At 68.0% G+C, this 15,988-nt stretch carries 3 protein-coding genes; 2 read left to right on the forward strand and 1 reads right to left on the reverse strand.

What is annotated here, in order from left to right; translation table 11 throughout:
• Positions 1 to 46: 46 nt before the first annotated feature.
• Positions 47 to 11,173: a type I polyketide synthase gene (locus tag H7I57_RS19775; protein WP_264025488.1), complete on the reverse strand. Its 11,127-nt coding sequence runs from the start codon at positions 11,171 to 11,173 to the stop codon at positions 47 to 49.
• A gap of 200 nt (positions 11,174 to 11,373) precedes the next feature.
• Between H7I57_RS19775 and H7I57_RS19780 the strand changes: the two genes are divergently transcribed.
• Entirely contained in the window at positions 11,374 to 12,795 is a 1,422-nt protein-coding gene (locus H7I57_RS19780) for a condensation domain-containing protein (RefSeq protein WP_264025489.1), read from the forward strand.
• A gap of 78 nt (positions 12,796 to 12,873) precedes the next feature.
• Positions 12,874 to 15,885: an MMPL/RND family transporter gene (locus tag H7I57_RS19785; RefSeq protein ID WP_264025491.1), complete on the forward strand. Its 3,012-nt coding sequence runs from the start codon at positions 12,874 to 12,876 to the stop codon at positions 15,883 to 15,885.
• Positions 15,886 to 15,988: the final 103 nt, after the last annotated feature.

Here is a 15,988-nt window from a genome sequence, read left to right on the forward strand (position 1 = left end):
CCGCCACCGCCGAAACGTTCCGAATCCGTTCGAATTGGCGGGTGCCCTATTCGGCTGGCTCCTGTGCGGCGCCGGCGGCAGCGTCTTCCGGCTGCGGATCGGGTGATTCGGCATCCGGCAGCTGAGCCACGAGATACTCGGCGAGCCCGCCGATGGTCGGATAGTCGAAGACCGCGGTCGCGTTGATCGTGAACGCGCCGCCGAACTGGCTGTGCAGCCGGTTGCGGAGTTCGATCGCCATCAGTGAATCGGTACCGAGGTCCAGGAACCGACTGGTCGCCGCCGGTGGTGACGCGAGCCGAAGGAAGTTCTGCACCTCGCGTTGAAGGAACTCGGTCACGAAACCGGCGCGCTGCGGCACGGGTATCTCCTGCAACTGCCGCAGCAACTCGCTGTCACCGGTCACCTCGCCGGCCGCGCTCGGCAACACCAGGTCGAGGATCGGTGGACGGGAACTGCCGAGCACCTTCGCGGCACGCTGCCAGTTGGCCTTGATGACGGCCGCCTGGCCGGTGCCGTTGGCGACGACTTCGGCGAGGGCGCCCAGCGCTGCCGCCGGGTCCAGCGGGATCAGGCCCTGGGCACTGATGTTGGCGACCGCGGCTTCCGACGAGGCCATGCCGCCCTGGGCCCAGGGGCCGAAGTTGACACCCGTGGCCGGCAGGCCGTGCGCCCTTCGCTGCGCGACCAAACCATCGAGCAACGCATTGGCGGTCGCGTAGTTGGCCTGGCCAGGGGAACCGAACAGGCTGGACACCGAGGAGGACACGATGAAGAAGTCCAGATCGTCGTCCTTCGTCAGGCGGTCCAGGTGGCAGGCACCGAACGCCTTGGGCGCCAACGTCGTCCGGAAACGCTCCAGGCTCTGCTGGGACAGCAGTGCGTCGTCGAGCACGCCTGCGAAGTGCGCCACCCCGGCGAGCGGCGGCAACTCCGCGCGGATCCGGTCCAGCAGTGTGGTCACTTCCGTCTCGTCGCCGACATCGGCGGAGAAGACGTGGATGCGGCACTTGTAGCGTTCGGTGATGTCGTCGATCGCCTGTTGGGCGTCCGTGTCGGGCGCCCGCCTGCTGGTCAAGATGATGTCACCGGCACCGAGTTGGGCCAGATACGACGCCGTGTGCAGACCGATGGCACCGAGTCCACCGGTGATCAGGTAGCTCCGGTCGGCCCGCGGCTGCAAGGGGTTTGGAATCTGGCACACGATCTTGCCGATGTGCCGCGCCTGCTGCATGCGCCGGAACGCGGCCCTGGCCTCGGTCAGCGGGTAGATCTCGGCGGGCAGTGGCACCCACTCGGCAACCGACGAGCGCTTGCGCGAGGAGTCAACAACCGACGAGCGCTTGCGCGAGGAGTCAACAGCCGCGGCCAAACCCTCCGACACCTCGGTCAGCAACCCGCGAATACGCTCGGGCTCCTGGATTGTCACCGTGTCCAGCGCGACGATCTCGTACGCGATGTCCGGGCGGGCCCGCGCCATCTGCTCGGTCGTCCAGATGTCACGCTTGGCGATCTCGGCGAACCGGCCGTTCTTGGCGGTGGCCCGCACGGTCGCGTCGATGAACCCCTCATTGGTCAGGCTGTTGAGCACCACATCGACGCCTTCGCCATCGGTGTCGGCGAGGATCTCGTCGGCGAAATCCGTGGTGCGCGAGTCGTATACGTACTTGACTCCCAGTTTGCGCAACGTGGCGCGCTTGTAGGTGCTGGCGGTCGCGAACACGACGGCGCCGTGCTGCTGCGCCATCTGGATCGCCGCCAGCCCGACGCCGCCGCTGGCGGCGTGGATGAGCACGCGATCACCGGGCTTGAGCTGCGCCCAATCGAACGCGATTCGGGCCGTCAGCGCCGCCGCGGGGATGGTGGCCGCCTCCACCGCGCTCACGCCGTCGGGAATCGGTGCGAGCAACTGGGCAGGCACATTGAACCGGCTGGAGAACGCACCCTGCATGAAGCCGTACACGCGTTGACCGGCCTCGAGTTCCGTTGCGCCGTCGCCCAACTGGGTGACGACGCCGGCGAAGTCGCCGCCGATCGGTCCGGGGTCGCCCGGGTAGAGGCCGAGGACGTTGAGGACGTCGCGGAAGTTGAGGCCCGCAGCCTCCACCCGAACCTGCACGTAGCCCTCGCCGGGCGGCGGCACGTCCACCTCGGTCAGCCGCAGGTTGTCGATCGCCCCACGTTCGGTGGGTGCCAGGACGTAGTCGCCTCCGCGTGGCACCGTGAGGTGACCGCTGCGCGCCCACGGCAGCAACCGGGAAGCCAGCAGTTTCCCTTGTCGCAGCGCGATTTCCGGCTCATCGATCGGGGTGGCCAGCAGCGTGGCCAACGCCTGCACGGCCTCCGGTGATCCGTCGCAGTCGACCAATTTGCAGCGCAGCGCCGGTTCCTCGTTGATCGTGGTGCGACCGAATCCCCACAGCGCCGACTGGACGGGATCGACCGGCTCGCCCGACTCGGTCGCCACGGCCTTCTCGGTGACGATCCACAGTCCGCCGGGCAGCTTCACGGAGCCGTCCTGTGCCCCGGCCTGCACTGTGTGCACCGCGCTGAGCAGGTTGGCGATCTCGGTCTCGAGCCGCGCCGAGACGTCGCCGCTCGACTCGTCTGTGCCGGACTTCTCAGGGCTCCGGCCCGCAGCGCGCCAGACGACACCGGAGAACGGCAGGCCGCGTTCGTGAGCCTTGGTCAACCGCTGCCCCAGCAGCTCCACGTCGGTGGCCCGGTCGAACGGGATGCACCCGGGCACGGTCGCGGCCAGCTCGTCGAACCCGGCGATCAGCCAGGTGCCGGCGACTGCGGCGTCGTCGGTGGATACCGGCGGCGGCACCTCGTGCCACCCGAGGGTGTACAGCAGCCTGGTGGCATCGCCGCCGAGGCCGCGCAGCAACGCCTCCCGCGGCGCGCGTTTGACCGTGAACTCGCGGATACCGCCCAGGTGGCGGCCGTCCCGGTCGACGAAATCCAGGTCGAAGACCTGGGTTTCGCTGTCGAGGGCACTGGTGTGCCACGTCGCACGGCAATAGAACCGCCGCGGCATCTTCTCCCGCAGCGTCACCTGCCCGTATCGCAGCGGCAGGAACAGATCGCTGACGCCCTGCTCCGCGGCGAGAAGGGCCGGGAACGCCGGGAAGGCGACGCCGGTACACAGGTCCACCAGCACCGGGTGCATCGGCTCGGTGCCGACCTGTTCGGCGAGTTCTTCGCCGACCACGATGTCGCCGATCGCCTCACCCTCGCCGAGCCACAACGACTTCAGTGAACCCGACCAGGTCGGCCCCCACGCGAGTTCCATGTCGGCGAAGGTCTCGAACAACTCCTGTGGGCGCATGCGGTTCAACCGCTCGATCGCCTCGTCGACGGGATCGGTCTGCTCGGACGCCGGCTCGTCAGCGACGTCGGAGGCACCGCTCACCACGGTGCCTTCCGCGTTCAGCGACCATTCGGCGGCGCGGTCTCCGTACGGGCGGCTGTGCACCGTGAACTTCGATCCGCTACCGTCGTCGAGCGGATGCAGTGTCAGCTGCACCTCTCGAGAAGCCTTCTCCGGCAGGATGATCGGCTCGTAGAAGAAGACGTCCTTCGCCCGCGCCGGGGTGCCGACGGCGGCCAGCGCCATCGCGGCGTACGTCGCCCCCGGCACGACCACGGTGCCGTAGATGACGTGGTCGGACAGCCACGGCTGCGATTTGACCGATAACCTGCTGGTGTAGACGGAATCGCCGGAGGCGAGGTCCTTGGCACTGCCCAGGATCCCGGATGCCGCGGGACCGACACCGCCTTCCATGGCCATGCCCGAAGTCCTGGGCCAGAAGCGGCGCCGCTGGAACGGATAGGTGGGCAGTTCGAGTCTGCGGCGGGGCTGACGATGCAGCGCAGCGAAATCGGGTCGGTGGCCGCCGACGTAGGCCGCGGCCAGCGCGTCGGCGATCTGGCGTTGGTCGCCGACGCCCTTACGCAGCGAGACGATCGCCCGCGGCGGCGCCAAGTGCTCGGGCCAGACCTGCACCGCCGCCCCGGTCAGCACCGGTTGCGGCCCGATCTCCACCAGCACCGAGCAGCCCAATGCCGCGACGGTGCGCACACTTTCGGCGAACTGCACCGGTTGGCGCGAGTGCCGCCGCCAGTATTGTGCATCGAGCGGGGTCTGGTCCGTCAGCACAGCGCCGGTGCGGTTGCAGACCAGCGGCAGCGACGGGACAGCGAACGTCAATTGCGCCGCGTAGGACTCGAATTCATCGAGCACCGGGTCCAACAGTTCGGAGTGGAAGGCGTGGCTGGTCTGCAGCCAGGTGCACCGGATCCCGTCCTCGCCGAAGCTCTCGACGATCTGGTCCAGATCCTCGCCCGGACCCGAGAGCACGGTGTTGGGTCCGTTGTAGGCGCCGACCGAGACCCGGGGGAACTCGCCGGCGATCTCCTCGACCCTCTTGGCGTCGGTGAACACCGCCACCATCCGGCCGCCTTCGGGCAGGCTGCCGAAGAGCCGCCCACGCTCGGCCATCAACCGCGCACCGTCCTCGAGGCTGAACACTCCCGCCACGCACGCCGCGGCGTACTGGCCCACGCTGTGCCCCAGCACCACGTCGGGCTCGATCCCCCACGACTGCCACAGCCGGGCCAGGCCCATCTCGATGGCGAAGAGCGTGGGCTGCGCGAACGACGTGTGCCGCAGCGTCTCCCGGGCATCACCGCTGGCCCCGCGATCGGTCGAGAACAGCACCTCGAGCAACGGACGCGGCAGCGTGCCGTCCACCGCCTCCGCGCACCGGGTCACGGTCTCGGCGAAAACCGGTTCGGCGTCGAACAGTTCACGGGCCATCCCGGGGTACTGGCTGCCCTGCCCGGTGAACAACCACGCCGTCGTCGGGTGGTGCGTGTGCTCGCCGCGGACGACGCCGGTGCGCAGGCGATTCTCGGCCAGGTCGGCCAGCGCCTCGCGCGCACCCTGGACCGACTCCACGACGAGCGCGGCCCGGTGGTCGAAATGCGAACGGCCCGTCCCGGCGGTGAGGCACACATCGGCGAGGTCGACATCCGGGTGGGTGCCCAACCAGGACTCGTACCGCTGGGCCAGTGCCACAAGGGCTTCCGGTGACCGCGCGGACAGCGCGAGCACGTTCACGGACTGCGCGTCGGCGTCCGGCGCATCGGTGTCCGGTTCGGACGCGATGGCCGGCGGCGGTGGCGCCTCCTCGATCAGCACGTGCGCGTTCGTGCCGGTGAACCCGAAGGAACTCACGCCTGCGCGCCGGGGTCTGCCGTCGGCGTGCCACGGAACCGCTTTGTCCACGACCTTCACCGGCAGCGCGTCCCACGGGATGTGCGGCGACGGTGTGTCGAAATGCAGGCTCTGCGGCAGCAGTCCGTGCTGGAGCGCCAAGACGACCTTGATCAGACCCGCTGCGCCGGAGGCCGACTCGGTGTGACCGATGTTGGTCTTCACCGAGCCCATCAGCAGTGGCCGGTCCGCGTCCCGCGAGCCGCCATAGGCGGCAGCGGCCGCCTGGACCTCGATCGGGTCGCCCAGCGGGGTGCCCGTCCCGTGTGCCTCCAGGTAGTCGACATCCCCGCCCGCCAGTCCGGCACGCGCCAGCGCGGTCGCGATGAGCCGTTGCTGGGCGCCGCCATTGGGCACCGTCAAACCGCTGGATGCACCGTCCTGATTGACCGCGCTGCTGGGAATGACGGCACAGACCTGATCGCCGTCGCGCACCGCGTCGCTCAGCCTCTTGAGCACCAGAATCCCGCAACCTTCACTGCGGACATAGCCGTCGGCAGAGGCATCGAAGGTCTTGCACCGCCCGTCCGCGGACAGCATCCGGGCGCGGGAGGCGGCGACGACCGTCACCGGGCTCAGCAAGACGTTGACACCGCCGGCCAACGCCAGATCGGCGTCCCCGGAACGCAGGGCCTGGCAGGCCTGGTGCACGGCCACCAGCGCCGAGCTGCACGCCGTGTCGACCGCCACTGCCGGGCCTTCGAGTCCGAGCGCGAACGCGACGCGACCCGAGATGGCGTTGAGCGCATTGCCGGTGATGAAGTGAGGCGCGATCTTGTCGATCGGCTCGGCTGAGAGCAGGTGCGCGTACTCGTTGGCGGCCACCCCGACGAAGACGCCGGTTCGGCTGCCGCGCAACGTCGCCGGCGACATTCCGGCGCGCTCCAGCCCTTCCCACGCGGTTTCGAGCATGAGGCGCTGCTGCGGGTCGATCCAAACGGCCTCGCGTGGAGAGATGCCGAAGAACTCGGGATCGAATCCGTCGATGCCGTCCAGGAATCCACCGGAGCGCGTGTAGGTCTTGCCGGGAGCATCCGGATCCGGATCGTAGAACTCGTCGATGTCGTAGCGGTCCTCCGGGACTTCCCGGATCGCGTCGACGCCGCCGGACAGCAACTCCCAGAAAGCTTCCGGGTCGGGCGCGCCGGGGAAACGGCACGACACCGCGACGATCGCGATGGGTTCGTCCGTGCGTGTCGTCACCGCCGAGGCCAGCTGAGCTCCTCGGTCCGCGGCCTGCTCGCTGAGGCCGAGCACATCGCCGAGCAGATAGTCGGCCAGGTCGGACACCCTGGGGTGATCCATCGCCAGGGTGACCGGTATCTCCGCGCCGACACCGTTTTCGACGTGACGCCGCAACTCGACGGCCATCAGCGAATCCATGCCGAGGTCGAAGAACCCGGCGTCCTCACGGATCTCCGCGACGTCGACGCGGGTCACTTCGGCCACCGTGTCGCGCAGGTAATCCGTCATGAGCTTCTTGCGCTGCTGCACTGGAGCGTTGGTGAGCCGCTCGACCAGTGGGGTCGTCCCGGTCGGCGTCACGGCGGGCAGTACCGCGGCGGGCACCTCGCGCTCCAACTCCGCCAGGAATGCCCGTCGCCCCGCCTGCTGGTAGAGCGGCAGGAAGCGGGTCCAGTCGATCCGGGCGACAACCCCCTGCGCCGCACCCTTCGCACCCGACGCCGCCACGACATCGGCAAGACCTGCCAGCGCGTCGGCGGGCGACAAGGTCCGGACCCCGCGCTGATCCAGCCGTGCACGGGACGCCGCGTCGGCCATGCCCGCAGACCAGGGGCCGAAGTTGACGCTGACCCCGGGGATGCCCCGCTCGCGCAGTCGCCACGCCAGAGCGTCGAGGAAGGCGTTGGCCGCGCCGTAGGCGGTCTGACCGAATCCGCCCCACACCGAGGCGATCGACGAGGTGCTGATGAAGAAGTCCAGCTTCAGGCCTGAAGTGTCCAAGGCGGCTTCACTCAGATGCCAAGCACCCCAGACCTTTCCGGCGAAGACGCGGTCAACTTCGGCGTCATCCAGGTTGCTCAGCGGGGTGGTGCCGATCTCGCCTGCAGCATGAACGATGCCCGCCAATGGCGGCAGTTCGGCCGCCACGGTGGCCAACAGGCGCGCGACGGCGTGCGCGTCGGAGACGTCGGCGGTGACCACTTGGATTTCGCAGCCGTGCTGGGCGCCCAGTGCGTCGATGCGCTGCTGCACAGCCGCGCTGGGCGCGCGGCGGCTGGTCAGCACCACATGCCTGGCACCGTGCGACGCCAGATACCCGGCGATCTCGAGTCCGATCGACCCCAGCCCGCCGGTCACCAGATAGGTTGCATCCCCGCGCAGTTGCAGCGGTGCGCCGCTCTGCTGCGTGGCCCGCCGGACCAGCCGGGGCACGTAGATCGCCTGATCGCGCAGCGCGATCTGGTCTTCCCTGACGGCCGAGCCGTCCGGCGTCGTGATCCGGTCGACGAACCGCGACCATTCGGCGGTGGCACTGTCCCCTGCCCCGGGCGTGCCGCCCGACAGATCGGCCAGTCCGCCCCACACCAGCGGCAACTCGAGCGCTGCGGCGCGGCCGAATCCCCACAGGCAGCTTTGATCGGGTGACACGGTGTCGGCGTCGGTGACTCGCTGTGCGCCCCGCGTCATCACCCAGATGGGCCTGCGCAATCCAGCGGTGGTTGCGGCACGGAAGAGCCGCCGCGTTCCGCCCAGGATGCGGTGTTGCATCCGCAACAGGGAGCGCATCGATGGTGCGGTGCCGGATTCGAGCGCGGCGACGTGCACGATGCGCAGCTGCGGATCGTCCGCGGCGGCGGCACGCAACACGTCTGCGAGCAGTTCTTCGTCCGCGTCGGACACCGGTAGCCCGATGATCCGGTGCCGGTGACCGCGGGCGGTCAGCACGTCGATCAGAGGCTGGACCGCATCGGAGTCATCGCCGATGAGGATCCAGGCGGATCCGTCGCCGGACTCGGCGCCGGAGATCGGCGCGCTGGACTCGTCCCAGCGGAACTCGTAGCGGTCGTCGGCGATGGACTGGGTGGTTCGTTGCCGGTTGTGTTGCGCGGCAAGCTTGCTGAGCACGTCCAGGGTCTGGCGATCACCGTTCGCACCGTCGAGAAGGGCCGCCAACTCTTCGATCTGGCCGTCCTCGAGGAGACGCACGGCCTCGGTTCGAGGCCCGGGCGCCTGCTTCTGCGGCTTGGTGGTGCGGCTGTCGTTGAACCAGTACTGGCGATGCTCGAACGGGTAGGTGGGGAGATCGATCTTGGCTGCGTGCGCCTGCCGGAACGCGGCGAACCGGGGCACGTGGCCCAACACGTAGGCGTCGGCAACGGCTTCGATGATCTGACGGTGATCGGCGGTATTACGCCGCAGCGACGCGATCGCCCGCGGTGCCGTCGCCGGGTCCGGCCAGGCCCGCAGGGCCGCCGCGGTGAGCACGGGTTGGGGGCCGATCTCGAGCAGTACCTTGCAGTTCAGGCCGGCCAAGGTGCGCACGCTCTTGGCGAACTCGACCGGTTGGCGCGCATGCCTGCGCCAGTAGGCGCCGTCGAGCTTCACGCTCCTGCCGAGCGCGTCGCCGGTGCGGTTGTCGATCAGAATCCGTTGTGGGGCGCCGAAAGTGAACTGATTCGCGTATGCCTCGAACTCGTCGAGTATCGGTTCCAGCAGCGCCGAGTGGAACGCGTGGCTGGTCTCCAGCCAGTCGCACCGGACGCCCGCGGCCGTCAGCCCGGCAGTAGCCTTCTCCAGATCCTCTGCAGGACCGGATAATACGGTGTTGGCGCCGTTGTAGGCGGCGACGGAGATACTCGGGTGATCGTCGGTCAGACTCTCGACACGCTCAGCGGCGGTGAACACCGCGACCATCCGGCCACCGGCGGGCAGGCTGCCGAACAGCCTGCCTCGTTCGGCCATCAGCCGCGCGCCGTCCTCCAGGCTGAACACCCCCGCCACACAGGCGGCCGAGTACTGGCCCACGCTGTGGCCGAGCACCACGTCGGGCTCGAACCCCCATGACTGCCACAGCCGCGCCAGGCCCATCTCCACCGCGAACAGGGCGGGCTGCGCGTAGGAGGTCTGCCGGAGTGTCTCGTCACCCCCGGTCTCGAAAACGACTTCCAGCAAAGGCTTTTCGAGGATGTCGGCGACCACGTCCGCGCACCGGTCCACCGTGGCGGCGAACACCGGCTCGGTGTCGTACAGCTCCCTGGCCATGCCGGGGTACTGGCTGCCCTGACCGGTGAACAACCACGCCGTCTTCGGTGTGTCATGGGATTCACCGCGGACCAGACCCGGAGCCGGGCGGTCGTCCGCGATCGCGCCGAGAAGCTCGATGGCGGATTCCCTGGAATCGACCACCAGCGCGGCCCGCTGTTCCAGGTGTGACCGCCCCACTCCGGCGGTGAAGCACACGTCCGCCAGCGTGGCCTCCGGGTGTGCGGTCAACCAGCCGCGGTATCGGTCTGCGAGGTCCACCAACGCGGCGGGTGTCCGTGCCGAGAGAGGGAGGACACTGAAGCGCCCGTCCGCGCCGGCGGCGACGTCCGGAACCGGGGCGGCTGTCGGCGCTTCTTCGACGATGACGTGTGCGTTGGTGCCCGCGAACCCGAAGGAGCTGACTCCCGCGATGCGGGGCCGATCGGTGCGTTCCCACGGGGTGGTCTCCTTCACCACCTCCACCGGAAGCCGGTCCCAGGGAATGTGCGGCGAGGGGTTCTCGAAGTGCAGGTGCTTGGGCAGGGCCTCGTGCTCGAGCGACAGGACGACCTTGATGACGCCCGCGATCCCCGCAGCCGCTTCCAGATGCCCGATGTTCGTCTTCGCCGAGCCGATCAGCAGCGGCCGACTGGGTTCGCGACCAGGGCCGTATGCCGCACCGGCGGCCTGAGCCTCGATCGGATCGCCCAGCGACGTCCCGGTGCCGTGCGCCTCCAGGTACCCGACATCGCCGGGTGACAGGCCGGCACGGCGCAGCGCGTCGGCGATGACCCGTTGCTGGGCAACGCCGTTGGGCACCGTCAGACCGCCGGATGCGCCGTCCTGGTTGATCGCGCTGCCGCGGATCACGGCCCGGATCCGGTCACCGTCGCGGAGCGCGTCCTCGAGCCGCTTGACGACGATGACGCCGCATCCCTCGCCGCGCACGTAACCGTCCGCGGCGGCGTCGAAGGTCTTGCAGCGGCCGTCGGGCGCGAGCATCTGCGCGTTGGAGAACGTGATCATGGTCGCCGGTGTCAGCAGGACGTTCGCCCCGCCGGCCAGCGCTAGGTCGCATTCGCCCAACTGCAGCGCCTGGCACGCCTGATGGATGGCCACCAGCGACGAGCTGCACGCCGTGTCGACCGCGACCGCCGGCCCCTGCAGCCCCAGCCGGAAGCTGATCCGTCCCGCCGCCGCGGCGTTGGAGGTCCCGATGGCCATGTAGGCCTCGATCTCGGGGTAGGTGAGCTCGTCGGAGGCCATCCCCAGGTAATCGTGGGTGGCCAGACCCACGAACACCCCCGTGTTGGTGCCCGCCAGTGCCGACGGTGCGGTGCCTGAATGCTCCACCGCGCGCCAGGCCGTCTCCAGCAGCAGCCGATGCTGCGGGTCCAACATCCTGACCTCACGGGTCGACATCCCGAAGAACGGCGCGTCGAATCCGGTCGCGTCGTCGACGAATCCTGCGCGACGGGTCACGACCTTGCCGGGTGTGCCTGGTTCCGGGTCGAAGAACTCGTCGACGTCCCAGCGGTCGCCGGGCACCTCTGAGATCGCGTCGCGCCCCTCGCGCAGCAGGTCCCAGAACTCATCGGCATCTGAGGCACCCGGAAAACGTGCCGCGTAACCGACGATGGCGAAGCGAGGGGCCGGCTCGCTCAGACCGTCGACGGATTCCATGTTTGCTGTACTCCCCCCAGGCCAGGATCAAGACTCGTCGGCCACTATTGCACGTTTGTCATCGCGCATGCGCGGCGTCGCCGTCCATGGTTGAGCCCGCGCGAGGGGGGCGGCGGTCCGACCGAGAGTATGTTGATTCCGCCAGGGGTGATGCCGGGACGGAGCCGGCACACCGGGCAGAACCGGGGAAGGCGACAGCATTGCGCATCGGGAAGATCACGGTCGGCGCGCTTGAAGAATGGTCGCTGAGTCCGGGTTCGGTCACGTCCTGGCATCCGACGCCCGCGGCTCGGGAAAAGGCTCGACAAGCGCCGATCAGCCTGGTGCCGATCAGCTATATGCAGGGTCAACACCTTCGCAACTACACGCAACGGTCGGCCGAGGGGCTGACCTTCTCCCGGCAGATCATCGCCAGCTGTGAAGTACCCGGGCAGTGCGATATCTCGGCAATGGACCACGCCGTGAACACATATCTCCGCCGACACGACACGTTCCGCAGTTGGTTCGAAAAGACCGGTGACGGAGAGTTCGTCCGGCGTGCGATCGAGGATCCGGCGGACATCGAATTCGCGCCGGTCGATCACGGAACCATGACGGTCGACGAGATACACGCTCACGTCGTCGCCATACCGAATCCGCTGGAATGGGGTTGCTTCACTTTCGGGATAGTTCAGAGCGAAAACCACTTCGCATTCTTTGCCGCCATGGATCACGTCCACGGCGACGCGACATTGATCGGCACCACGATGATGGAAGCCAACGGCATGTATTCGGCATTGAGCGCCGGCGGTGATGCGCTGGTACTTCCCGATGCCGGTAGCTTCGACGATTTCTGTGTCCGGGAGCGCGAGGACACCCACGCGTTGACCGTGGATTCGCCCGAAGCGCAGGCGTGGATCGACTTCGCCGAAGAGAACGGCGGCAGCTTTCCCGAGTTCCCGCTGCCGCTGGGCAATCCCCAGGACGCCACCGCCAGCACCATGACCTCTGAAGTCCTGATGGACCCGGCGCAGACGGAGCGCTTCGACTCGGCCTGCACGGCGGCGGGCGCGCGTTTCGTCGGCGGCCTGTTCGCCTGCCTCGCCCAGGTCGAGCATGAATTGACCGGTGCATTGACGTATTACGGCCTCACCCCGCGCGATTCACGCACCGGCACGGATAACTTCATGACGCAGGGCTGGTTCACCGGCCTGATCCCGATCACCGTCCCGATTGGCGCGGCCTCTTTCGTCGAGGCGGCGGGGGCGGCGCAGGTTTCCTTCGATTCGGGTCTGAAAATGGCCAAAGTCCCGTATTACCGGGTGCTGGAGTTGGCGCCGTGGTTGAAATGGCCGCAGCCGAACTTTCCGGTGTCGAATTTCTTCCATGGCGGCGCCGCTCCGCTCAACGCCATCCTGGCGGCAGCCGAAATGGGCCTCGCGAACAACATCGGCATCTACCCCGACGGCCGATTCTCCTATCAGCTCACGATCTACATATTCCGATATGGCGAGGGCACTGTGATGGCGATCATGCATCCCGACAATCCGGTCGCGAAGAAGTCGGTGGCCCGATATATGCAGGTGATGAAGTCGGTGTGCGTGCCGGTCGCTGACAGCGGGCACTGGGGACGCGTCGCGTAGCGTGGGGCGAACCACTGGCTACAGCAATCCCGCGGCTGTGGGGCCGCCGCGGAGCGTGCGGGTGGGGGTGAGGGCGATATGCGACGGCTAGCCGATCTGGTGGTGCGGTGGCCCCTGGCGGTGATCGGGATCTGGGTCGCGCTGGCCATCGCCCTGCCGCTGACGTTCCCCTCGCTCGGCGAGATGGCCGAGAAACATCCGCTGGTCATCCTGCCCGACGATGCCCCGTCGAGTGTCTCGGCGCGCAAGATGGCCGAGGCGTTCCAGGAATCGGGCAACGACGACCTCCTGCTGATCGCGCTGATCAACGAGAACGGCCTGCAGCGCGAGGACGAGGTCACCTACCGCAAACTCGTGGACGCGCTGCGCGACGACGTCACCGACGTCGTGTCGGTGCAGGATTTCGTCAGCACGCCACAACTGCGGCCGTTCCTCACCAGCGAGGACAAAACCACCTGGGTGCTGCCGGTCAGCCTCGAAGGTGAGCTGGGCACTCCGCGGGCCTTCGACTCCTTCAACCGGGTGACCGACGTCGTCGAACACGCTGTCGCTGGACAAAGCGGAGCAGACGGTGCACTCAAGGTGTACCTGACCGGACCGGCGGCCACCGTCGCCGACCTCACCGTCGCCGGTGAACAGGACCGCCTGCCGATCGAGATCGCGATCGCCGTCCTGGTGCTCACCGTGCTGTTGGTGGTGTACCGCAGCCTGGTCACGATGCTGCTGCCGCTGGTGACGATCGGATCGTCGGTGCTCATCGCGCAGGGATTGGTGGCCGCGTACTCCCACCTGACCGGCTCGGGCGTCTCCAACCAGTCCATCGTCTTCCTGAGCGCGATCCTGGCGGGCGCGGGAACGGATTACGCGGTCTTCCTCATCAGCCGCTATCACGACTATCTGCGCTCGGGCGCCGGCTACGACGACGCGGTCAAGGCGGCGATGATCTCGATCGGGAAGGTCATCACCGCGTCGGCGCTCACCGTCGGCATCACCTTCCTCGTCATGAGCTTCGCCAAGATGGGTGTGTTCAGCACGGTCGGGGTGTCGGCGGCGATCGGCATCGGCGTTGCCTATCTGGCCGGTGTGACACTGCTGCCGGCGATCATCGTGCTCGCAGGCCCGCGCGGGTGGATCAAGCCGCGACGCGAGCTGACCGCCCGGTTCTGGAGACGCTCCGGCATCCGCATCGTGCGCAGGCCGGTGCCGCATCTGGTCGCCAGTGTGCTCGTGCTGATCCTGCTGGCCGGCGCGGCGGGCTTCGCGCAGTTCAACTACGACGACCGCAAGGCGGTGTCGGCCTCGGCGCCCAGTTCGGTCGGTTACGCCGCGCTGGAACGCCACTTCCCGATCAGTCAGTCCATTCCCCAGTACATCCTCGTCCAGTCACCGCGGGACCTGCGCACGCCGCAGGCCCTGGCGGACCTGGAGCAGATGGCGTCGCGCATCGCCCAGCTGCCGGATGTTTCGCTGGTCAGCGGGATCACCCGCCCGCTGGGCGAGGTGCCCGCGGAGTTTCGGGCGACGTTTCAGGCGGGCATCGTCGGCGACCGGCTGGCAGCCGGCTCCGCCCAGATCGGCGAACGCACGGGCGACCTGAACACCCTGACCGACGGAGCCGGCACGCTGGCCGACAGCCTCGGCGATGTGCGCGCCCAGGTCAACGACATCGCGCCCACCCTCCGGAGTCTGATCGACACGTTCTCGTCGGTGCGCACCGAATACGGCGGCGACAAACTGGTGCGCGACGTCGCGACCGCCGCCAAACTCGTCGACAGCGTGAACAAGCTGGGACTGTCCATGGGAGTGAACTTCCGCGCCGTCAGGGACATGTTCGCGTGGATCGGCCCGGTCCTGACGGCGCTGCAGGGCAACCGGGTGTGCGATGCGAACCCGTCGTGCGTCGACACCCGCATGCAGTTCGAGAAGTTGATCGAAGCGCGCAACGACGGACGCGTGGACGAGATCAACCAGCTGGCCGGCCAACTCCAGGGCGTCGACGACCGCCAGAGCCTCACCACGACCGTGAACCAACTCAACAGTGCGTTCGCCAGACTCACGAAGGCGATATCCGCGATGGGGCTGGACACACCGGGCGGCGCACGGGCTGGACTGAACGATCTGCAGGACGGCGCCGACCGCCTCGCCGACGGAAGCCGGCAGGTGGCGGGCGGCGTCGACGAACTCGTCGAGCAGATCAAGGTAATGGCCGCCGGACTCGACCAGGCCGCGGCTTTCCTGCTGACCATGCGTCACGACGCATCGAGCTCGAACATGGCAGGGTTCAGCATTCCGGCCGAAGTCCTCAATGCCGCCGAGTTCCAGAAGGCCGCAGAGGCGTACATCTCGCCGGACGGCCACTCGGTGCGGTATCTGGTGCAGACCAAGCTCAACCCGTTCAGCTCCGAGGCGATGGATCAGGTCAACACGATCAGTGACATCGCCCGCGGTGCCCAGCCCAACACGACACTTGCCGACGCGTCGATATCGATGGGCGGGTTCCCCGCCGCGCTGCGGGACACCCGCGACTACTACGAGCGCGACATCCGGTTCATCATCATGGCGACCCTCATCGTCGTGCTGTTGACGTTGACGGTCCTGCTGCGTTCGATCGTGGCACCCATCTATCTCGTCGGCACCGTGGTGCTCTCGTACTTCGCGGCCATCGGCATCGGCGTGGTGACGTTCCAGGGCATCCTCGGCCAGCAACTGCACTGGAGCGTGCCGCCGCTGGCGTTCGTGGTCCTGGTCGCGGTGGGCGCCGACTACAACATGCTCTTCGTGTCGCGGATGCGCGACGAGTCTCCGCACAGCATCCGGTTCGGCATCATCCGGACGCTGGGCTCGACGGGCGGAGTGATCACCGCGGCGGGCCTGATCTTCGCCGCGTCGATGGCCGGTCTGCTGTTCTCCAGCATCGGCATCGTGATCCAGGGTGGTTTCGTGATCGGTGTGGGGATCCTGTTGGACACCTTCGTGGTGCGCACCATCACGGTGCCCGCCATCGCCGCACTGGTCGGGCAGGCGAACTGGTGGCCGTCGCGAGTGGGTGCGGGACGGTCGGTGTCGCGTGCGCCGGCGGAGCGCGTGTAGCAACGATGGGAGTTCGCGCGCACCCATGATGTATGTGAAACTACGAAACGGAGCGGATCGGGTCGGGAGCTACTCAGGAGCTGTAAGGACTGCGGGTACTCCG

The sequence above is a fragment of the Mycolicibacterium pyrenivorans genome (assembly GCF_025821625.1).
Lineage (GTDB): Bacteria > Actinomycetota > Actinomycetes > Mycobacteriales > Mycobacteriaceae > Mycobacterium > Mycobacterium pyrenivorans.

Excerpts from the sequence above, each read along its gene's own strand:
- H7I57_RS19785 (WP_264025491.1), top strand. The coding sequence starts at position 12,874 with ATGCGACGGCTAGCCGATCTGGTGGTGCGGTGGCCCCTGGCGGTGATC.
- H7I57_RS19775 (WP_264025488.1), bottom strand. The coding sequence starts at position 11,173 with ATGGAATCCGTCGACGGTCTGAGCGAGCCGGCCCCTCGCTTCGCCATC.